Consider the following 20,646-nt stretch of genomic DNA (forward strand, 5'->3'; position numbering starts at 1 on the left):
GGCACCACAGGCGCATGACGGTGAACATCCGCTCTGACGAAGTGGCCCCGCTGCTGGCCACCGAAAAGCAGGTGCTGTCGGACATCGACACCGCCGTGCGCGCCAACACCACGTTTGGCCGCAAGACGGTGCTGGGCCTGGTGGGTGTTCAGGGCGTGAGCGAGCCCCTGCTGGAGAAGCGGCCAACACCCGGGAAGTGACCCTGTCAAGGTCAAAGAATTCACGATTGTTAACACAGTGTTAGGCATCTGCCTGCGTACCATCGCAGGTAGCGGGCCCCCCTTGGCCTGGTGCGGCATTTGGCCGTTTTTTATCTTTTCTCCAGGAGATCACCATGGGTTTGCTCGATTCCGTTCTCGGTGCCGTCATCAACAATGCGTCGCAGGGCGGCGCACACGCGCAGGCCAATGGCGATGCCGCAGGTGGGCTGGGCGGCCTGCTCAGCATGGCTGCGCAGAACCCGCAGCTCATCCAGGCGGTGATGTCCCTGATCAGCAACGATGGCCCGGTGGGCGGACTGCCTGGCCTGATGGCCAAGTTCCAGCAGGCGGGCATGGGCAATGTGCTGGCCTCGTGGCTGGGCTCTGGCCCCAACCATGCGATCTCGGGCGAGCAGCTCACCCAGGTGCTGGGCAACGGCCCGCTGTCACAGATCGCCGCGCAGCTGGGCATGGGCTCTCACGCCGCCGCAGGCCAGCTTGCCCAGGTGCTGCCGGGCCTGGTGGACCAGCTCAGCCCCCAAGGCCAGGCTCCACAGGGCGGGTTTGGCGATGCCAATGACCTGTTCGGAATGTTGGGCGGATTGCTTCAAAAATGATAGCTGCTAGCGCTTGATGAATAAGCGCTAGCAGCCATTTTCTTCAAATTTTTGAAGACAAGGCGCGCTACCCCACCACCGGGCAGCGCTGCTGTAGCCACTGGCGCAGCATATCGAACACCGGCTCGGCGAGTTCCGGGCTTTCGTTGAACAGCTCGTGGTACAGGGGTTCGAAACAATGCGACTGCACCACCGCCTTGGGTGCGGCGCTGGCAAAGGCGCGGCTGCCAGCGGGGTTGACCAGCTTGTCGCTGCCTGCCCAGAGCAGCAGCGTGGGCACGCTCCAACGCGCGGCGCGGGCCACGGTGGCCGGGCCGCCTTCGGCAATGAAGCGGGCCAGGCGGGCGCTGATACGGTCGTGGCACAGCGGATCGGCCAGATAGGCGGCAGGCACGGCCGGGTCGTGCGAGAGGTACTGGGCGTCGAGCCCGTTGCCCACGCGCAGGTTGGGAGCCAGGCGCGGCAGCGTGGCCACCAGCAGCTTTTGCACGGCGCTCAGCCCAGGGTCGAGCGCGGGGGATGAGAGCACCAGCGCATCCACCGGCCGCAGATTCATGGCCACAAACCGTGCGGCAATCAGCCCACCCATGCTGTGGCCCAGCAGCACCAACGGCTGGCCTGCGGGCATGCGGGCGCGGGTGGCGTCCACCACATCGGCCAGGTCGTCCAGCAGGCGCAAGTCGCTGGTGAGCCCGCCACGCGGCCCGGACGATTCGCCGTGGCCGTAGTGGTCGTAGCCGCGCACTGCAAAACCCCAGTCGTTCAGCCGCCGCGCCACGGGGCCGTAGCGGCCCACATGCTCGCCCAGGCCATGCGCCAGCAACACGGTGCCCCGGCAAGGCTCGCCCTCGGGCGAGGGCCAATCCTGCACGGCCAGGTTCTCGCCGTCGCTGGCGGTGAAGGAGGTCAGGGTCGAAGGGGTCAGTTCATCTGAAATCATGACAGGCAGGGTGTTCAACACATGGTGGGGCAGCATACCCCGCGCGCCCTGACTCTCAATGCACTCAATGGCCAAGCTCTATCAACGGACTGCCGCTGGGGCCGCATGGCAGGCCACCGGCAAGGTGCCGCCTCGCACAACTTACGCAAGCGAAGCCCAGAGGTCGTCCCAATCAGCAGGCTGGAAGTTGCCCTCACGCCGCAGCACCTGCTGGTGCTGGCGGTTGAGCACGTAGTGGGTGGGGCGGCGGGTGATGGCGCCAAAGCTGTCCTGGTGCCCGCCGGCATTGCGCCAGGCAATAGGAAAACGCTGCTCTGCGGGCACAGACACTTTGAGCAGTTCGATGTACTGCATGAAGTCCGCATTCTTTTCGTCCATGTTCACACCCAGCAGCACAAAGTCGCGCTGGCGGTTGGCGGCATAGAACTCGCGCATCAGCCTGAGCTCGTTGGTGCACAGGGCGCAGCCTGCCGTAAAGAAACTTACGAGGCACACCTTGCCCGAAAAGTCCGCCAGGGCGACGGGCTTGCCCTCACTGTTGGTGCCCGACAGCGTGTGGCGTGGGCCCACCACCGCCGCTGCAGCCGCAGCAGCAGAAACGGGCGCCTGGGCATGCGCCAAATGGCTGGCCACCGCGCCCAGGGTGGTGGCCGCACAGGCCTGCAGGAATCCGCGTTTGTCCATCATTGTTTTGGTCTGCTCGAAGGGTCAAAAAAGAAAGGGCCGAAAAGTTGGCAAGCGCCTCATTCCGCTATGGCCGACTCCACGGGTTTTTGTGCCATGCCTGCAATCACCTGCGCCACGGCTGCGGTGAGTTTTTTGGCATAGGGCACGTGCAAAAACTCGTTGGGGCCGTGTGCGTTGCTCTTGGGGCCCAGCACGCCGCAGACCATCATCTGCGCGGTAGGGAAACCTTCGCTGAGCATGTTCATGAGCGGAATGGTGCCGCCCTGGCCGATGTAGCCACAGGGCGCACCGAAGTGGGCCTCTGATGCCGCGTTGAGCGCCTGCTCGAACCAGGGCGTGGTGCTGGGCGCGTTCCAGCCCGTGGCGCCGCTCGTGCCCTGGAAGGTGACCTTGGCCTGGTAGGGTGCGTTGTCTTCGAGCAGCGCTTTGAGCTCCTGCACGGCCTGGGCGGCATCCACCAGGGGCGGCAGGCGCAGGCTGAGCTTGAAGGCGGTGTAGGGGCGCAGCACGTTGCCCGCGTCCTGCAGCGCCGGGAAGCCTTCGGCACCGGTGACGGAGAGCGTTGGCTCCCAGGTGCGCTTGAGCAGCGCCTGCACCGGGTCGGTGGTGGTGGGCAATGCAAAGGTGGTGGCGCCACCGCAGTCGTAGTGCGCCCAGGGGAAGCGCTTGTACACCTCGTCGCCCAGGATGGCGGCCGTGGCACGGGCCTGGGCCAGGCGGTCGGCGGGCACTTCGCAGTGGAAGCTGGCAGGCAGCAGGCGGCCGGTGGCGCTGTCCTCCAGGCGATCCAGCACCTGGCGCATGATGCGGAACGACGAAGGCACCAGGCCCGAGGCGTCGCCCGAGTGGATGCCTTCGGTCAAGATCTCGACCTTGAGCGTGCCCGTGGCCATGCCGCGCAGGCTGGTGGTAAGCCAGAGCTGGTCATAGTTGCCCGCGCCCGAATCCAGGCACACCACCAGCGCCACGTTGCCCATGCGGGGCTTCAGGGCCTCGATGTAGGGCAGCAGGTCGCGCGAGCCGCTTTCTTCGCAGGTCTCGATCAGACCCACGATGCGCGGGTGGGGCACGTTCTGGCGTTTCAGCTCCTGCACGGCGGCGATGCTGGCGTAGACCGCGTAGCCGTCGTCGGCGCCGCCGCGGCCGTAGAGCTTGCCGTCTTCGTACTTGGGCGTCCAGGGGCCGAGGTCGTTGCGCCAGCCGGAGAACTCGGGCTGCTTGTCGAGGTGGCCGTACATCAGCACGGTGTCGGTGGCACCGGCCTGGGTGGCGGCGATTTCGAAGAACAGCACGGGGGTGCGGCCTTCAAGGCGCACAATGTCGAGCGTGAGGCCTTCGACCTTCTGCGACTCCACCCAGGCTGCGGCATTGCGCACCACGGTGTCGAGCAGGCCCTGCTCGGCCCAGTCTGCCGCGAACATGGGCGATTTGGCGGGGATGGCGATGTAGTCGGTGAGCTGGCGAACGATGTCGTTGTCCCACGCCTGGCTGACCCTTTCGAGGGCCAGGGCGGGTTGCAGGGCGTGGGCGGGGACTCGGGCGTTCATAAGCGGCTCTCCTGAAAACGGGCGATCTCGTGGACCAAAACCAGCATTCCAACACAAGGCTCGCACGCCCGCCATGGAGGGTTCGAACAAACCCCTGCCATGGCACCGCCCACTGGCGGGGTACCCAGCGCTTGCTCAATACCGCGATGTGGGATGGGTGTTGGGGTCGTCCAGCGCCGCACTCTGGGCGGCAGGGCGGCGCAGGGCCGTGGCCACCTCCACCCGGTTGCGCCCGTTTTCCTTGGCCTCGTAGAGCGCGCGGTCGGCGGCGGCGATGAGCATGTCCCAGCTATCGCCGGACTCCAGGCGGCCGCCGAACACGCCAATGCTCACGGTGACGGCGATGCTCGTGTCGCCATCGGATTCGGCACGGGTTTGCGCACCGGCCTCCACACCCTCCACCGCGCCGACGCGGCAGGGTGATTCGGCCACAGCCCGGCACAGCGTGCGCGCCAGTTGCTCCGCCCCCTGCAGCGTGGTGTCGGGCAGCACCACCATGAACTCCTCACCCCCGTAGCGGCCCACCAGGTCCTGCGCCCGCACCCGCGCACGCAGCACGTTCACCACGCTGCACAGCACCTGGTCGCCCACCGGGTGGCCGTAGCGGTCGTTCACGCGCTTGAAGTGGTCAATGTCCACCATCATGAGCGCGATCGACTCGCGCATGCGCACGGCGCGCGAGACATCGCGGTCGAGCGCGGCGATGAGCGAGCGGCGGTTGGCAACGCCTGTGAGCGAATCGACAGCGGCCATGATGCGGTTGCTTTCGTCGGCGCGGTCGCGCGCCATGAACACAAAGCCCATGGAGCTGATGAGCACCACCGAAAACGTGGCGAAGAAGGTGAGCGTCTGCAGCGGGCTGGCCTGCAGGATGCCGCTAGCGATGGCGCTGCCGCCCAGGGCCAGCAGCGCGCGGATGCTCAATACGACGGCCTCTAGCCCCAAGCCCGCCACCAGCAACCATTGCCCGCGCCCGGCGGTGGCATGGCGGCTCTCCAGGGCCGTGGCCAAGGTCCACACGGCCTGCAGGCCGATCACCAGTGCAACAACGCTTACGCGCGCCGCAAAGTTGTCGATGAACATCACCACAAAGCCCAAAACCAGCACGGGCGGCGCCAGCAGCAACGGCCAGCGCACGGAGCGCCCCTGAAACTGGTGGATCGCCGCGATCATCCCGACAAACACGCAGGACAGCAGGACGTTGCCCACCACGATCGAAAGCACATCCGGCACCACGCCGCGCAGCATGATCAGGAGGTGCCCAATGGCGTTGAGCAACAAGGCCATCGCCCAGCGCGCCAGGCCATCGCGCTGGCGCCCCCAGCCCACAACGGCCATGGAGACGGCCATCATGAGCGAGCTGACAATGATCATTGCCAGCATGGTCGGAACATCGGCTGCCATGGCGTGTGAAAGCCTGTGCGTGGGCCTGTGCGGGGTGGTGGGTCAGCCCAGCATAAACCAAGGACGGCGCCGTGCGAAACGCCGATGTGCCAACACGATACACAGAGGCATCATGGCGAGCAGGCCACGGCGGGCGCTTATGTGGCGCTTTCTGTCAGCGCAGGCGCGTGGGTTCACGCTCGCCGGGGCTGGGCGCCGCGTTGTCGGGGGCTGGCAGGGCCGACATGCCCCCGTGGTGTTCGTCGCCATCGCCGGGCAGCAGCTTGAACACCTGCACTGCACCGGCCAGGCGCGTGGCCTGCTCGCGCAGGCTCTGAGCGGCGGCGGCGGATTCCTCCACCAGCGCGGCGTTTTGCTGGGTCATCTGGTCGAGCTGGTTCACGGCGGTGTTGACCTGGCCGATGCCGTCGGACTGCTCGCCCGATGCCGCCGTGATCTCGCCGATGATGTCGCCCACACGTTTGACCGAGCCCACGATCTCGTCCATGGTGCTGCCCGCGTTCTGCACCAGGCGCGCACCGGATTCCACCCGCTCCACCGATGCGCCGATGAGCGCCTTGATCTCGCGCGCGGCCTCAGCGCTGCGCCCGGCCAGGTTGCGCACCTCGCTGGCCACCACGGCAAAGCCCCGGCCCTGCTCGCCTGCACGGGCCGCTTCGACGGCAGCGTTCAGGGCCAGGATGTTGGTCTGGAATGCAATGGAGTCGATCACGCCGATGATGTCGGCGATCTTGCGTGAGCTTTGGTTGATGTCACCCATGGTGGTGACGACCTCGCCCACCACCTGGCCGCCGCGCGCAGCCACCTCGGCGGCGGTGCTGGCGAGGTGGTTGGCCTGGCGCGCGGCGTCGGCCGACTGGCGCACGGTGGCGGTCAGCTGGTCCATGCTCTGCGCCGTCTGGGCCAGGCTGCTGGCCGTGGCCTCGGTGCGGGCCGACAAATCCTGGTTGCCGCTGGCGATCTCGGCGCTGGCGGTGGTGATGCTGTCCACCGCCGTGCGCACCTGCTGCAGCATCTGCGTGTAGCGCTGGCGCATGCCTTCGACCTCTTGCACCAGCGCGCCGATTTCGTCGCGCCGCGTGGTGCGGAACGCCTCGGTCAGGTCACCCTGCGCCACCAGCGTGATGGCCTGGGTGAGGTCTTTCAGCGGGCGGCTCACGCCCCGGCGCAGCATGAGGAACAGGCCGATGGCCAGCAGCGCCACGGCCACGGCCATCAGGCTCCACACCGCAACGGTGATGCGGCCCTGGCTGACCATGGCTTCGCCATCGGACACCTCGGCCACCACCCACCAGCCACGGCTGGTCTTGCGCATCAGCGCCCAGGGGTCTTGCGCGCCCGCGCCCAGCACGGACGCGGCCTCGCGCACGTAACCATCCTTGGACTCGGCCAGCGCCTCCAGGAACGGGCGGACCTCGGGGTAGGCCTCCAGCACGCGCTTGCCGCTGGCAGTGGGGTGGTACACAAACGTCGCCTGATCCACCGAAGCGCCAGGGTAGATCACGTAGGTGCCGCCGTGCTCGAAGAACTTGGTCTGCGCCACCTGCTTGGCCAGCATGGTGTGGAACACGGTGATGTCGTTGCCGATGAACAGCAGCGCAATCACCTTGCCCGCGCCGTCCTTGGTGGGCAGGTAGTAGCCCATGTAGGACTTGCCGCCCACGGTGACCAGGCCCGTGAAGGGTTCGCCCTTGATCACCGCCGCGTAGGCCGGGTCTTTGCGGTCGAGCACCGTGCCTTGCTGGCGCTCGCCCTTGTCGTTCTTGATCGAGGTGGTCACGCGCATGAAGTCGTCGCCCTTGCGCGCGAACACGGTGGCGATGCCGCCGGTTTCGGTGGCGAACTTGTCCACCGAGCCATAGTCCTCGTTGACCAGCGCGCCGTAGCTGCGCAGCTCGCCCGAGGCTTCGTCGAGCTGCATCGTGCCCTCGAAATAGCGCTGAAAACCCCGCATGGTGAGGTGTACCAGCTCGCGGTTGGTGTTGTCGGCCGCATCGAGCGAATGGGCCACGCTCTGGGCCGTGTCGCCCACGCTGGCCGTGACCTGCGCGCGCGTGCTGCGCTCGGTCAAAACGGAGATCGCCAAGCCCACCAGCACCAGCACCAGGGCCACCAGCGCAATGGCCATCAGCGTGACCTGGCGTGCGACGGAACGGTTGTTGGCGGGGGATGCAGCCATGCGAAATATCTCCTGAAAGTGAAAAGCCAACCGGTAGCGCCGGTCGGCAATCACTCTACGTCCGGAGTCCTATGGCATGGGTTCACGCATTCCCTTACGCAATCACGCGTACTGTTGCGGCAAATCAACGCTGTGTCACGCGTGAGACGGTATTGCCAACGCCCTGTCACGCCACCCCAGTCCCTGTGAGGTGCCCTCGGCAGGCCGGTATTCGCAGCCCACCCAACCCGCATAGCCCAGCGCATCGATGGTGTCAAACAGGTAGGGGTAGTACAACTCGCCCCGGTCGGGCTCATGCCGGCCGGGCACGCCTGCGATCTGGATGTGCGAGATGCGGCCAGTGGGCAGGTAGTTGCGCAGCTTGGTGGCCACGTCGCCCTCCACGATCTGGCAGTGGTACAGGTCCATCATCACCTTGAGGTTGCCCACCTGCGCGGCATCGAGCAGCTCGTGGGCATGGTCTTGCCGGTTCAAAAAATAGCGCGGCATGTCGCGCAGATTGATGGGTTCGATGAGGATCTCACGGCCCGCGCGCGCGGCCTGCTCGGCCGCCCAGCACAGGTTGTCCACACACAGGCCCTTGAGCGATTCGCGCTCCACACCGGGCGGCACAATGCCCGACAGCACGTGGATGCGCGGGCAGTTCAGCACTTCGGCATAGCGCAAAGCCTCTTGCACCCCTGCGCGGAACTCCGCCCCGCGCCCCGGCAGCGCCGCCGTGCCGCGCTCGCCTTGTTCCCAGGCCGTGGCCATGCTGGCGCTGTCGGCGCCGCCGGGCGGGGCATTGAATAGCACCAGCTGCAAGCCGTTGTCGGCCAGCCGCGCAGCCACCTCGGTGGGCGCGAAGGCATAGGGAAACTGAAACTCCACCGCCGTGAACCGGTCGCGCGCGGCGGCGGCAAAGCGATCCAGAAAGGGCAGCTCGGTGTACATCAGGCTCAGGTTGGCGGCAAACTGGGGCATGGCGGGCAGGGGCAGAAAGGGTGGGCCAGGGAGGTCGCACAAAAAATGAACACAGCAGCTTATCCTGCGCGGCACGGGGCCGTCGCGCGCTTTTGCAGAAGATTTAGGCAAAATTGGCCTCCAGCGCTTGATGGATAAGCGCAAGCAGCTTCTGTTTTTATAGCAAACACACCCCCTGAGCAGGACTGTCCATGCGCATCGGAGAACTCGCCCACCACACGGGCACCACACCCAAGGCCATCCGCCTATATGAAGCGCGCGGCCTGATGGGCACCGTGGCGCGCGCAGGCAGCTACCGCCACTACGGCGAGACCGACGTGGCGCGTGTGTTGCTGATCCGCCAGGCCCAGGCGCTGGGCTTTCGGCTTGCGGACCTGGATGGCCTGCCCCACATCGACACCACCGCTGGTTGGGAGCGCATGGCCCAGCTGGTTGCCCAGCGCCGCGCCGCCGTGGCGCAAGAGCTGGCGCGCCTGGCGGCACTGGACGCCCAACTGGCCGTGCTGGAGGCCGAGCTGCACACCTGCGACTCGCTGGCCGTGCCCGTCACACCCCAGGCCTGCGCCGCGCCCAGCGGGTTGGCGGCAAAGCCGCTGTCCCCGCATTCCACACGGCGTTCGGCACCCCCATCGGCATCTTTGGACCTGATCACTTGACTCTGCCCCGTGGGGCAAGGTGAGCATGGCGCCATCAACAACTTCTGTGTGATGGAGATTCCGTGGCAAAACAACACATTCTGGTGATCCTGGGCCATCCTGCCGCCGACAGCCTGTGTGCTGGCATGGCGCACGCGTATGCCGAGGGCGCGCGCCATGCGGGCGCCGAGGTGCGGGTTTTGGACCTGGGGCAGCTCGCGTTCAACCCGCTGCTCCAGGGCTATGGCGCAGCGCAGCCGCTGGAGCCCGACCTGGTGGCCGCGCAGGCTGACATCAGCTGGGCCGACCATCTGGTGTGGGTGTACCCCATCTGGTGGGGCGCCATGCCCGCGCTGCTCAAGGGTTTTATCGACCGCGTGTTCCTGCCGGGCTATGCGTTCAAGTATCGCCAGGGTTCGTCGATGTGGGACAAGCTGTTGGCCGGGCGGTCGGCCGAGCTGCTGGTCAGCATGGACTCGCCGCCTTGGTACTTCCGCTGGGTCACGCGCATGCCGGGCCACCACCAGATGAAAAAAGCCATCCTGGAGTTCTGCGGCGTCCGGCCCGTGCGCACGCACAGCTTTGGCCCGGTGCGCAGCACCAGCACCGAGCGGCTGGTGCAATGGGTGGGCGCTGCACGCCAGTTGGGGGCCCGGCAGGCCCGGCGCGCGCCACCGGGCCGCAGCGGGCGGCCCAAGGTGTCGCCCTCGGCTACTTCTTCGGCAACGACGACGTGAAGGCCAACACCGCCGCGCGGCCCACGGCCGGGTCGTCGGTGAAAAAGCCATCGACGCCCGCGCGCAGGTAGGCCGTGATCTCGGCCACGCTGTCGCCACGCTGGGTGGCGTCGCTGGTGGGTGCCTTCTTGAGGCCCGCAGGCAAAAAGGCGTTCTCGGGCCGCAGCGTCCAGATGTGCACGGCCAGGCCAGCGGCGCGGGCGCGCTCCACCAGCCCTGTCGGCTCGCCGAGCTCGCCGTCCTTCACCGGCACCACCAGGGTTTTGAACGGGCCGATGGCGTTGGCATACGCCGCCACCTGTTGCAGCCCCTCGGGCGTGATCAGGTCGGCATAACTGCGCACATTGGCCGCGCCCTGGGCCACGAAGTCATACGGCCGACCCGATGGCGCGACCAGTTGCACCAGGCGCACGCTGCTTTGTTTGCGGATGGCCTGCAGGTTGGCCACCTCGAAGGACTGCACGAACACGGGGGCGCCTTTGTGGTTCCAGCCGTTTTTCTCCAGCACGGCCAGCAGCGGCGCCTCCAGCGGCAGGCCGATGGACTGGAAGTAGCTGGGGTGTTTGGTTTCGGGGTAGATGCCGACCACGCGGCCGGTTTTGGCCGTCGCCGCCTTGGCCAGGTCGATCACCTCTTGCAGCGTGGGCACCTCGAACTGGCCGTTGTAGGCCACGTTGGCCGGGCGCTGTGCGGGGATGCGCTCACGGGCGCGCAGGGTTTTGAGCTCGGCGAGCGTGAAGTCCTCGGCGAACCAGCCGGTGAGGGCTTTGCCGTCGATGGTCTTGGTGGCCTTGCGCGCGGCAAATTCGGGGCGGTCCACCACATCGGTGGTGGCTTCTTTCACAGAGCCATCGGCATTGAGAATGGCAATGGCGTTCTCATGCCGGGCCACCAGCACGCCATCCTTGGTGATCACCAGGTCGGGCTCGATGATGTCGGCGCCGTCGTCGATGGCCTTTTGGTACGCGGCCAGCGTGTGCTCGGGCCGAAGGGCCGAAGCGCCCCGGTGGGCAATGACGGTGGGGGTGGGCGGCCAGGCCTGCTGCGCGGCGGCGCCCAGCGCCCAGGTGGTGAGCAGCGCGGCGGCAATCACGGCGCGCAGTGCAATGCGTTTCATGCGGGTCTCCTTGGATGGAGCCCGCACCTTAGCCGATGCGCTTGACAGCCGCGTGTCGTGCAGGCGGGCGAGCGTGCTAGGCGTGTTCGAAGTGGAAGACGGCCGTGCCCGCGCGCGCGTTGGGCAACCAGCGCACCTCTTGTCCTTCTTGCAATCCGAACGACTCCAGGATGCGCAGGCTGTTCTTGGTGGCCAGCACCTCGAAGTCCTTGTAGGTGCCCACGCGGATGTTGGGCGTGTCGTACCACTGATAGGGCAGGCGGCGCGTGACGGGCATGCGCCCGCGCAGGATGGACAGGCGGTTGGGCCAGTGCGCGAAGTTGGGGAAGGCGACCACGCCGGTGCGGCCCACACGGGCCGTCTCGCGCAGCATGACCTCGGCGTTGCGCAGGTGCTGCAGCGTGTCGATCTGCAGCACCACGTCGAAGGTGTTGTCGTCGAACATGGCCAGCCCTTCGTCCAGGTTGAGCTGGATCACATCCACGCCACGCTGCACGCAGGCGAGCACGTTGGCGTCGGCGATCTCCACGCCGTAGCCACTGCAGCCGCGCTCGCGCTGCAGGTAGTCGAGCATGGCGCCGTCGCCGCAGCCCAGGTCGAGCACGCGGCTGCCTTCGGGCACCAGGCGCGCCAGCGCTTTCATGGCGGCTTTGTCGGTCATGGCTGCACCTCTTTAGAAATGCTATCAAAATATGAGCGCATCACGCTCATATAACGTGCGTCATCAAGCAAAAAGGCATCGTGCCCATGGGGCGCGTCGATTTCGGCGTAGCTCACGTTGCGGCGGTTGTCGAGCAAGGCCTTGACGATCTCGCGGCTGCGCTGGGGCGAGAAGCGCCAGTCGGTGGTGAAGCTCACCAGCAAGAATTTGGCCTGCGCGCGCGCCAGCGCGCGGGTGAGGTTGCCGCCGTGGGAGCGGGCGGGGTCGAAGTAGTCGAGCGCGCGGGTGATGAGCAAATAGGTGTTGGCGTCGAAGTAGTCGCTGAACTTGTCGCCCTGGTAGCGCAGGTAGCTCTCGATCTGGAACTCAATATCTTGCGTGCTGTACAAATAATCGCGGAGATCCGGCGCTGGGCCGCCCCGAGCCGGACCAGCCCCCTCGGGGGGCAGCAAACCACGCGAAGCGGGGAGCGTGGGGGCACGCAAGCTGCGTCCAAACTTCTCGTTCATCACGTCGTCGCTCAGGTACGTGATGTGGCCGATCATGCGGGCGATGCGCAACCCGCGCTTGGGCACCACGCCGTGGCGGTAGAAGTGGCCGCCGTGGAAGTCCGGGTCGGTCACGATGGCGCGGCGGGCCACCTCGTTGAAAGCGATGTTCTCGGCGGTGAGGTTGGGCGCGCTGGCCACCACCACGGCGTGGCGCACGCGCTCAGGGTATTGCAGCGTCCAGCCCAATGCCTGCATGCCGCCCAGGCTGCCGCCCAGCACGGCGGCCAGTTGCCCTATGCCCAGGCGGTCGAGCAGCCGGGCCTGGGCGTCCACCCAGTCTTCCACCGTGACCACGGGAAAGTCCGCACCATAGACCTGGCCCGTGTCCGGGTGCGTGTGCATGGGGCCGGTGGAGCCAAAACACGAGCCCAGGTTGTTCACGCCGATGACGAAGAAGCGGTCGGTGTCCACGGGCTTGCCCGGCCCGATCATGTTGTCCCACCAGCCCTCGCTCTTGTCCTGCCCCGCGTAGACACCCGCCACATGGTGCGAGGCGTTCAGGGCATGGCACACGAGCACCGCGTTGGAGCGGTCGGCATTGAGCGTGCCGTAGGTCTCGTAGGTCAGGTGGTAGTCGCGGATGGACGCGCCGCTTTGCAGCGGCAAGGCCTCCGGGAAGTGCATGGTCTGGGGCGTAACAATGAACGACATAAAAAAACCCGGCGTCGCTAAAAACGAGGCCGGGCAGATATGTCGGACGGGTCTTTAGCAGAATTTATAAAGCGCCCGCAAGCTTTGGCAAATCGGCGCGTTCGGTAAATATACCAAAAGCGCCTGCCGTTGTGGTGGCGTCAGGCCCCGGTGGGTGCAAAGATCGCCAGCAGCCCCAGCACCAGAAAGATCACCGCCGACACCACATGCACCGCGCGGATCGGCATGCGCCGCGTGATGCGCTCGCCCAGCCAGACCACGGGCGCGTTGGCGATCATCATCCCGAGCGTGGTGCCCGCCACCACCCACAGGTAGGCGTTGTATTGCGCGGCCAGCATCACCGTGGCGATCTGCGTCTTGTCGCCCATCTCGGCCAGAAAAAAAGCCACCAGCGTGGTGCCAAAAACGCCCCAGCGCGGGGAGCCGTCGGCCTCGCCTTCATCGAGCTTGTCGGGGATAAGCATCCAGATCGCCATGGCGATGAACGATGCGCCCAGGATCCAGCGCAAGGTCTGCGGGCCCAGAAAGGTTGTGACCCAGGCGCCCACGGCACCCGCCAGGCCATGGTTGACCAGCGTGGCGACCAGGATGCCCAGCACGATAGGCCAGGGTTTTCGGAAGCGGGCGGCGAGCACGAGCGCCAAAAGCTGCGTCTTGTCGCCCATTTCGGCGAGCGCAACGATGGCGGTGGAGACGAAAAACGGTTCCATGTGGGGTCCTATCCGGCCGGATGGGTGGAAAACGCATTGACTGCACCCCGACTCCGGCCTTTATGGATCGGTTTGCAGTCAATGGTCTCGCCCAGTTCAAAAAACCGCATACGCCATAGGTTCACCGAACCCAAGTTTGTTGACGCATGCCCCCGGCGCATTGCGCTGCCGGGCGGGCTACTCCCCAAAGACTTTTCCATTTTACCCTATGGTTTGCCCTGAGATTGCCCCCAAAAACCGTGCAATTCGCGCGTTCTGGTGGGCTGGGCCAAGAAATAAACCCCCACAGCCCCATAAAGTGACTGATAATGGCCTCGCTTTTCTGCTTGCAGGAAGGCAGTTGGCTTAGCGGTGAATGGTCAGTTTCGCGTCTTTGAAGTCGTCACAGGTTTGTTGATTGCGTCGGGCTCCATCGCGTTTTCATGTTTTTTCAGGAGTCCTTCATGGGCAACAAACTCTACGTGGGCAACCTGCCCTATTCTTTCCGCGACGAAGACCTGCAGCAAACCTTCAGCCAGTACGGCTCGGTTGGCAGCGCCAAGGTCATGATGGAGCGCGACACCGGCCGTTCCAAGGGCTTCGGCTTTGTCGAAATGGGCAGCGATGCTGAAGCCCAAGCCGCCATCCAAGGCGTGCATGGTCAAAACTTCGGCGGCCGTGACCTCGTGGTCAACGAAGCCCGTCCTATGGAGCCCCGCGCTCCCCGTAGCGGTGGCTTCGGTGGCGGCAATGGCGGCGGCGGCGGTTACGGCGGTGGCCGTAGCGGTGGCGGCGGCTACGGCGGCGGCGGTGGTGGCGGCTACGGCGGTGGCCGCGGTAGCTACTAAAAAGACCTCATCGGCAGATTTCACCGTCTGCCGACGGCAAAACAAGGAGCCCCAGGGCTCCTTTTTTCATGCCCGCGCAGCATGGGCACCACAACAGGCCATGCCGCTTGCTTTTTCCGCGAAAGTGTGGCGCATAATGGCTTCGCGGGTTTTTCTCGCTTTCCAAGTTTGCGGTGATCCGTCAGTTTCGCTGAGAGCGTCATTGAGATTAGCTGGCTGCGTTTTCGGGACTCCATCGCTTTATTCATGTGTTTTTGAGGAGTCCCTTAATGGGCAACAAACTGTACGTCGGCAACCTGCCGTACTCGGTGCGCGACAGCGATCTGGAACAGGCCTTCGGCCAGTTTGGCGCAGTCACCAGCGCCAAGGTCATGATGGAGCGCGACACGGGCCGCTCCAAGGGCTTTGGTTTCGTGGAAATGGGCAGCGACGCAGAAGCCCAGGCCGCGATCAATGGCATGAACGGTCAGCCTCTCGGCGGCCGCAGCATCGTGGTCAATGAGGCACGCCCCATGGAGCCCCGCCCACCCCGCAGTGGTGGGTTTGGAGGCGGTGGTGGCGGCGGCTACGGCGGCGGTGGCCGCAGTGGTGGAGGCGGCGGCTACGGCGGTGGCCGTGAAGGCGGCGGCGGTGGTGGTTACGGCGGCGGTGGCCGCGATGGTGGTGGCGGTTACGGCGGCGGTGGCGGTGGTGGCCGTGGCGAAGGCGGCTTTCGCAGCCCCTACGGTTCGGGCTCCCGCAACGGCGGTGGTGGCGGTGGCCGCAATGGCGGCGGTGGTGGTGGTTACGGCGGCAACGGCGGCTATTGAGCCCAGCGCCCCGGCAGATATTTTGAAAAGCCCCTGCGGGGGCTTTTTTCATGCCCGGCCGCCGTGTTTTGGGCCGAGGGGTGGCATGCCCCCGCAGCAACCCACCCCAACTGGGCAACGAGTTGCTACGGCTACTGCTGCTCCGTCTGGCGGCGCTTGCGCGGGCGGCCCGCGAGCAGTTTGTCGAACAGGGGGTTGGGGATCATGCGCAGCAGCTTGGCCACCACACCCATCTGCCAGGGGATGACCCGGTAGCTCACGCCCGCCGTGATGGCCCGGTAGGCGCGGTCGGCAAAGTCACCGGGCTGCATCAGGAACGGCATGCTGTAACGGTTTTTCTGCGTGAGCGGCGTGTCGATGTAGCCGGGCGAGATGGTGACCACACGCACCCCGTGCGGGCGCATCTCGCCGCGCAGGCTTTCGCAGTAGCTGATGACAGCCGCCTTGCTGGCACAGTAGGCGCCATGCCCCGGCAGGCCCCGGATGCCCGCCACGCTGCCAATGCCGACCAGCGTGCCGCTGCGCCGCTGCGCCATGGCTTCGACAAACGGCTGGAACGTGGCGGCCATGCCGATGTTGTTGGTGGCGAAGGTTCGGGCCATCACGTCGATGTCGTCCCGCACAGCGGTGTCCATACCCACGCTGATGCCTGCGTTGGCGATGACCACGTCGGGCACGCCCTGGCGCGCCAGGCACGCCTGGCCTGCCGCGATGATGCTGTCGGTCACGGACACGTCGGCACTATAAATTTCATAGCTATCAGCGCTTATCCCTTGGGCGCTAGCCCATGTTTTTACCTCAGATGTGCGCCGCGCCACCAGGGCCAGGCGGTAGCCTGCCTGGTGGAACCGCAGGGCCAGCGCCTGGCCGATGCCACTGGACGCGCCGGTGATGAAAACAAGGGGAGTGGTCATGCAGGCTCCGGCAGGGGGCAACAAGGGCGGGGAAAGAAGGAGGGCTTATTTTTTGGCGGCACCCGGCAGGATCATGCCGCGCACGCGCCCGCGCAGCTGCAGTACCTGGTCGAGGTTGTCGTAGTCCATGCCGTCGGCCGTGAAGCGGTCATTGCCCCGGGTGAGCGTGACGGGCTGGTCGGACCGCACGCGCTCGGTGTTGGTGAAGGCGTGCAGGAATTCGCCACGGAACTCCATGCGCGGCTGCGCCTGCGCCCCCGGCTTCGCGGGCAGGGGCTCGCGGGTGACGATGGCGTTGCCGAACAATTGCACTTCCGAGCCATCGGCATTGCTCAGGGCGCGGTTGGCCGTGGCTACCGTGAGGCGGCCGTCGGGGGTGACCGAACGCATTCGGACCTGGTCGATCTCCAGCGTGTCGGTGTCGGGGTAGTGCCGCGCTTCCTGGCCCTGCACCTCGCTTTTGAGGCGGCCCGTTGCATCGAAGTTCTTCACCGAGAAGTTCTTCATGAAGTAGTCCGGCTGGTGGGTCTTCAGGGGCACGATGGCGGGCGCCTGGGGCATGGGCGCGTTGCGCACCAGCCACCAGGATCCCAGAGCCAGCAGGCCCATCAAGAGCACCGGCAGGTAGATCGAGAGCTGGTCCCAGCCCTGGCGAACCACGCGGATCATGCGGTGTAGTCCGCCAGCAACGCCGCATAGCGGCCCGTGGCCACCAGCAGCAGGTCGCACAGTTCGCGTGCTGCGCCATCACCGCCGCGCGCCTGGGTGACGAAATGGGCCGCATGGCGCACCTCGGTCTGGGCATTGGCGGGCGCACAGGCAAAGGCGCTGCGGCGCATCACGGGCAGGTCGGGCCAGTCGTCGCCCATGGCGGCGGCCTGGTCCCAGGCCAGGCCCAGGGTTGCCAGGATCTGCTCGGCCGCCGGGCGCTTGTCTTCGGTGCCGAACACGGCGTGCTCCACGCCCAGGGCTTTCAGGCGCACACGCAGCGGGGCGGAGTCGCGGCCCGTGATCACGGCGGGGGTGATGCCTGCCTTTTGCAGCAGCTTGAGGCCATGCCCATCCAGTGTGTTGAAGCGCTTGATCGTCTCGCCCGCTTCGCTGAAGTACAGCCCGCCATCGGTGAGCACGCCATCAACGTCGAAGAAAGCCACGCGCACGCCCTGCGCGCGCAGCAGCAGCTCGGGGGGAAATTGCAGCACAGGCAGGGTCATTTCAATAGGAGGCGTTGCGGATGAAACAGGCGCGGCCGCCGCCAGTGCACCCGTGGAACCGGCTTTGCCGGGCCACGGGGTGCGTCCCCCCCTGGGGGGATGGCGCGCAGCGACTCAGGGGGGTCATATGACTTTCGCGCGCATGAGGTCGCCGATGTGCACCACGCCGACCAATGCGCCCGCCGCATCCACCACCAGCACGCTGGTGATGGCGTGGGCCTCCATCATTTCGGCGGCGTCCACGGCCAGCGCGTCGGGGGCGATGCGGCGTGGGCTCGCGTACATGACCTGGGCGGCGGTGGCAGTGCGCAGGTCGGCGCCGGCCTCGATGCGGCGGCGCAGGTCGCCGTCGGTGAAGATGCCCAGCACCTGCCCGGCGGCGTCCACGACGGCCGAGGCGCCCAGGCCCTTGGCGCTCATCTCGCGCATGAGGTCGCTGAAGGAGGCATCGGGCGCCACACGCGGCACCTCGGTTCCCGAGCGCATCACGTCGCTCACATGGGTGAGCAGCTTGCGGCCCAACGCACCGCCGGGGTGCGAACGGGCAAAGTCTTCGGGGCGAAAGCCCCGGGCGTCGAGCAGGGCCACGGCCAGCGCGTCGCCCATGGCCAGTTGGGCCGTGGTGCTGGCGGTGGGGGCCAGGTTCAGCGGGCAGGCCTCGCGCTCCACGCTGCAGTCGAGCACCAGGTCGGCATAGCGGGCCAGCGTGGACTGCAGCCCGCCGGTCATGGCGATCATCGGAGCGCCCAGGCGCCGCAGCACGGGCAGGATGGCCGTGAGTTCGCCGCTTTCGCCGCTGTTGGAGATGGCGAGCACCAGGTCGTCGCCCGTGACCATGCCCAGGTCGCCATGGCTGGCCTCGGCGGGGTGCACAAAAAAGGCGGGGGTGCCGGTGGAGGCAAGCGTGGCGGCGATCTTGCGGCCCACGTGGCCGCTTTTGCCCATGCCCATCACCACCACCCGACCGCGGGCCTGCAGCACCATCTGCACCGCCTGGGCAAACACGCCATCGACGCGGGCGGCCAGCCCGGTCAGGGCGGCGGCCTCGATGTCGAAGGTCTCGCGGGCCAGGCGCAGGGCCTGGTCGGCATCAAATGGGGGCAGCGCGGCGGGGGCGGGAGTCATGCGGGGATTCTATCGACCGGGCATGCCCGCCGGGCCGTGGCGTGGGGATGCCCTCTGGCACGGTCCGTGCATCCCCGGTGGCAAAAGCGGCGGCCTGCCCGCGCGCAAGCTCGGATAGGATCGAACCCATGTCTTCACTCGCCCTCACCCTGCTCTACCTGCTGGCCGCAGTGCTGGGCGTGGTGACCTGCCGCAGCCTCAAGTTGCCGCCCATGCTGGGCTATCTGGCGGCGGGCGTGCTCATCGGCCCACACGCGCTCGCGCTGGCGCGGGACTCCGAGGGCGTGCGCCACCTGGGCGAGTTCGGCGTGGTGTTCCTGATGTTTGCCATCGGGCTCGAATTCAGCCTGCCCAAGCTGCGCGCCATGCGCCGCCAGGTGTTCGGCCTGGGGCTGATGCAGGTGGTGCTGACCATGGCTGCCGTGTTCGGGCTGGCACTGGCCTTGTCGCACTGGGTGGGCGGGGTGTGGGACATGGGCTGGCAGACGGCGCTGGCGTTGTCCGGCGTGATGGCCATGAGCAGCACGGCCATTGTGGTGAAGCTGATGTCCGAGCGCGCCGAGCTCGAAAGCGAGCACGGCCGGCGGGTGATGGGCATCCTGCTGTTCCAGGATTTGGCCGTGGTGCCGCTTTTGGTGCTGATCCCGGCCCTGGGCTCGTCGCCCGACCAGTTGCTGACCTCGCTGGGCTGGGCGCTGATCAAGGCGACGGTGTTGGTGGGGATTCTGCTCACAGGCGGGCAGCGGTTCATGCGCTGGTGGCTCACGCTGGTGGCACGGCGCAAAAGCGAAGAGCTGTTCATGCTCAACCTGCTGCTCATCACGCTGGGCCTGGCCTGGCTGACCGAGCTGGCGGGCCTGAGCCTGGCGCTTGGGGCCTTCATCGCGGGCGTGCTGGTGTCCGAGACGGAATACCGCCACCAGGTGGGCACGGACATCCGGCCGTTCCACGACGTGCTGCTGGGGCTGTTTTTCATCACCATCGGCATGATGCTGGACTGGCACATCCTGGTGGACCGCTGGGCCGTAGTGCTGGCGCTGCTGGTGGTGCCGCTGGTGCTCAAGCTCGTGATCATCCTGGTGATCGCGCGCAGCATGGGCGCCACCACGGGCGTGGCGCTGCGCACAGGGCTGTACCTGGCGCAGGCAGGCGAGTTCGGCTTTGTGCTGCTATCACTCACGCAGGTCAACGGGCTGGTGCAACCCGCGCTGATGAACCCCATCCTCGCAGCCATGGTGCTGTCGATGCTGGCCACACCCTTCCTCATCATGTACAGCAACCGCATCGTGATGAAGCTGGTGGCCAGCGACTGGCTGCAGCAGTCGCTGCAGATGACCTCCATCGCGCGCAAGTCCATCAACACCAACAAACATGTGATCATTTGTGGCTATGGCCGCTGCGGGCAGAACCTGGCGCGCATGCTGGAGCACGAGGGCATTCCCTACATGGCACTCGACCTGGACCCGGACCGCGTGCGCCAGGCCGCTGCGGCGGGCGACTCGGTGGTCTACGGCGACGCCACCCGGCTGCAGGCGCTGATGGCGGCGGGCCTGGTGCGCGCGAGCGCCGTGGCCGTGACCTATATCGATGTGCCCGCCGCGCTGAAGGTGCTGGCCAACACCCGCTCCCACGCGCCGCAGGTGCCGGTGGTGGTGCGCACGCAGGACGACCTGTACCTCGACAAGCTGCAAGAGGCCGGTGCCACCGAGGTGGTGCCCGAGGCGATCGAGGGCTCGCTGATGCTGGCCAGCCACGCGCTGGCGCTGGTGGGCGTGCCCATGCGCCGCGTGCTGCGCCTGGTGCAGGACCAGCGCGACGCACGCTACAACCTGCTGCGCGGCTACTTCCACGGCGCCGACGACGACACCGCGAACGAGCGCGACCAGGAGCGCCTGTCCACCCTCAACCTGCCGCCCGGCTCCACCGCCCTGGGCCGCAGCCTGGGCGACCTGGCCCTGCCCGTGATGGGCGTGCGCGTGGTGAACCTGCGGCGCAGCAACGGCCATGTGAGCGCGGTGACAGACGAAACCCTGCTGGCCGAAGGCGACACCCTGGTGCTCTCGGGCCACCCCGCCGCGCTGACGCTGGCGGAGGACACGCTGCTGCGGGGGTAGAGGCAGAGTACATCCCCCTGAGGCGCTGCGCGCCTTCCCCCTTC

Annotated in this window: 21 protein-coding genes and 1 riboswitch; of the genes, 7 read left to right on the forward strand and 14 right to left on the reverse strand. The window is 66.7% G+C overall.

All coding sequences use genetic code 11. The annotated features are described in order from the left end of the window. Positions 1-14 precede the first annotated feature (14 nt). Both Q0105_RS14560 and Q0105_RS14565 read left to right on the forward strand, forming a co-directional pair. Positions 15-200 carry a hypothetical protein gene (locus tag Q0105_RS14560; protein WP_298212855.1) on the forward strand — a complete coding sequence of 62 codons (186 nt, stop codon included), beginning with the start codon at positions 15-17 and terminating at the stop codon, positions 198-200. A 134-nt stretch (positions 201-334) separates the two neighbouring features. Then, on the forward strand, positions 335-817 hold the full coding sequence (locus tag Q0105_RS14565) for a YidB family protein (protein ID WP_298212856.1): 483 nt from the start codon (positions 335-337) through the stop codon (positions 815-817). A gap of 67 nt (positions 818-884) precedes the next feature. On the opposite strand, the gene Q0105_RS14570 is transcribed toward Q0105_RS14565, so the two are convergent. From Q0105_RS14570 to otnI, 6 genes are all read right to left on the reverse strand, one after another. After that, positions 885-1,757, reverse strand: coding sequence for an alpha/beta hydrolase (locus Q0105_RS14570; RefSeq protein WP_298212857.1), 873 nt, complete (start codon positions 1,755-1,757; stop codon positions 885-887). Between the two features lie 141 nt (positions 1,758-1,898). Continuing rightward, the gene (locus Q0105_RS14575; protein ID WP_298212858.1) at positions 1,899-2,441 is read right to left on the reverse strand and encodes a TlpA disulfide reductase family protein; all 543 of its coding nucleotides are present in this window, start codon (positions 2,439-2,441) and stop codon (positions 1,899-1,901) included. A gap of 59 nt (positions 2,442-2,500) precedes the next feature. After that, positions 2,501-3,991 carry a M20 family metallopeptidase gene (locus Q0105_RS14580; RefSeq protein WP_298212859.1) on the reverse strand — a complete coding sequence of 497 codons (1,491 nt, stop codon included), beginning with the start codon at positions 3,989-3,991 and terminating at the stop codon, positions 2,501-2,503. Between the two features lie 135 nt (positions 3,992-4,126). After that, entirely contained in the window at positions 4,127-5,395 is a 1,269-nt protein-coding gene (locus Q0105_RS14585; protein ID WP_298212860.1) for a GGDEF domain-containing protein, read from the reverse strand. Positions 5,396-5,549: 154 nt separating this feature from the next. After that, positions 5,550-7,574: a methyl-accepting chemotaxis protein gene (locus Q0105_RS14590; protein WP_298212861.1), complete on the reverse strand. Its 2,025-nt coding sequence runs from the start codon at positions 7,572-7,574 to the stop codon at positions 5,550-5,552. Between the two features lie 135 nt (positions 7,575-7,709). Next, entirely contained in the window at positions 7,710-8,537 is an 828-nt protein-coding gene (gene otnI / locus Q0105_RS14595) for a 2-oxo-tetronate isomerase (RefSeq protein ID WP_298212862.1), read from the reverse strand. Positions 8,538-8,728: 191 nt separating this feature from the next. Here otnI and Q0105_RS14600 point away from each other — a divergent pair, with 191 nt between their 5' ends. Together Q0105_RS14600 and Q0105_RS14605 are read left to right on the forward strand one after the other, a co-directional pair. Beyond that, positions 8,729-9,193, forward strand: coding sequence for a MerR family transcriptional regulator (locus Q0105_RS14600; protein WP_298212863.1), 465 nt, complete (start codon positions 8,729-8,731; stop codon positions 9,191-9,193). A gap of 62 nt (positions 9,194-9,255) precedes the next feature. Then, positions 9,256-9,909 carry an NAD(P)H-dependent oxidoreductase gene (locus Q0105_RS14605; protein ID WP_298212864.1) on the forward strand — a complete coding sequence of 218 codons (654 nt, stop codon included), beginning with the start codon at positions 9,256-9,258 and terminating at the stop codon, positions 9,907-9,909. Here the strand turns inward: Q0105_RS14605 and Q0105_RS14610 are convergent. The 4 genes from Q0105_RS14610 to Q0105_RS14625 all read right to left on the reverse strand — a co-directional run bounded on the left by Q0105_RS14610 (position 9,884) and on the right by Q0105_RS14625 (position 13,599). Beyond that, complete coding sequence (locus tag Q0105_RS14610; RefSeq protein ID WP_298212865.1) at positions 9,884-11,026, reverse strand: glycerophosphodiester phosphodiesterase; 1,143 nt, start codon at positions 11,024-11,026, stop codon at positions 9,884-9,886. The genes Q0105_RS14605 and Q0105_RS14610 overlap by 26 nt on opposite strands. 76 nt (positions 11,027-11,102) lie before the next feature. Then, positions 11,103-11,687, reverse strand: a complete 585-nt coding sequence (gene metW, locus Q0105_RS14615) for a methionine biosynthesis protein MetW (protein WP_298212866.1) — start codon at positions 11,685-11,687, stop codon at positions 11,103-11,105. Beyond that, positions 11,684-12,889 carry a homoserine O-acetyltransferase gene (locus tag Q0105_RS14620; protein ID WP_298212867.1) on the reverse strand — a complete coding sequence of 402 codons (1,206 nt, stop codon included), beginning with the start codon at positions 12,887-12,889 and terminating at the stop codon, positions 11,684-11,686. Before Q0105_RS14620 ends, metW begins: the two co-directional genes overlap by 4 nt. Before the next feature lie 140 nt (positions 12,890-13,029). Then, on the reverse strand, positions 13,030-13,599 hold the full coding sequence (locus Q0105_RS14625) for a TMEM165/GDT1 family protein (protein ID WP_298212868.1): 570 nt from the start codon (positions 13,597-13,599) through the stop codon (positions 13,030-13,032). A 4-nt stretch (positions 13,600-13,603) separates the two neighbouring features. Further along, positions 13,604-13,802: riboswitch (yybP-ykoY riboswitch) on the reverse strand. Between the two features lie 240 nt (positions 13,803-14,042). Between Q0105_RS14625 and Q0105_RS14630 the strand changes: the two genes are divergently transcribed. Both Q0105_RS14630 and Q0105_RS14635 read left to right on the forward strand, forming a co-directional pair. Continuing rightward, positions 14,043-14,426 carry an RNA-binding protein gene (locus Q0105_RS14630; RefSeq protein WP_298212869.1) on the forward strand — a complete coding sequence of 128 codons (384 nt, stop codon included), beginning with the start codon at positions 14,043-14,045 and terminating at the stop codon, positions 14,424-14,426. Positions 14,427-14,695: 269 nt separating this feature from the next. Beyond that, on the forward strand, positions 14,696-15,235 hold the full coding sequence (locus Q0105_RS14635) for an RNA-binding protein (RefSeq protein WP_298212870.1): 540 nt from the start codon (positions 14,696-14,698) through the stop codon (positions 15,233-15,235). Between the two features lie 131 nt (positions 15,236-15,366). Here Q0105_RS14635 and Q0105_RS14640 read toward each other — a convergent pair whose 3' ends face one another. The 4 genes from Q0105_RS14640 to Q0105_RS14655 all read right to left on the reverse strand — a co-directional run bounded on the left by Q0105_RS14640 (position 15,367) and on the right by Q0105_RS14655 (position 18,488). Then, complete coding sequence (locus Q0105_RS14640; protein WP_298212871.1) at positions 15,367-16,149, reverse strand: SDR family oxidoreductase; 783 nt, start codon at positions 16,147-16,149, stop codon at positions 15,367-15,369. Between the two features lie 45 nt (positions 16,150-16,194). Further along, positions 16,195-16,818, reverse strand: coding sequence for an LPS export ABC transporter periplasmic protein LptC (lptC, locus tag Q0105_RS14645; protein WP_298212872.1), 624 nt, complete (start codon positions 16,816-16,818; stop codon positions 16,195-16,197). Continuing rightward, positions 16,815-17,363, reverse strand: a complete 549-nt coding sequence (locus tag Q0105_RS14650) for an HAD hydrolase family protein (RefSeq protein ID WP_298212873.1) — start codon at positions 17,361-17,363, stop codon at positions 16,815-16,817. The genes lptC and Q0105_RS14650 overlap by 4 nt, the downstream gene beginning before the upstream one ends. A gap of 123 nt (positions 17,364-17,486) precedes the next feature. Further along, positions 17,487-18,488: a KpsF/GutQ family sugar-phosphate isomerase gene (locus Q0105_RS14655; protein WP_298212874.1), complete on the reverse strand. Its 1,002-nt coding sequence runs from the start codon at positions 18,486-18,488 to the stop codon at positions 17,487-17,489. 128 nt (positions 18,489-18,616) lie between these two features. Here Q0105_RS14655 and Q0105_RS14660 point away from each other — a divergent pair, with 128 nt between their 5' ends. Continuing rightward, positions 18,617-20,602, forward strand: a complete 1,986-nt coding sequence (locus Q0105_RS14660; protein WP_298212875.1) for a monovalent cation:proton antiporter family protein — start codon at positions 18,617-18,619, stop codon at positions 20,600-20,602. Positions 20,603-20,646 lie beyond the last annotated feature (44 nt).

This window comes from Acidovorax sp., from assembly GCF_027492855.1.
In the GTDB taxonomy this organism is placed as follows: Bacteria; Pseudomonadota; Gammaproteobacteria; order Burkholderiales; family Burkholderiaceae_C; genus Acidovorax.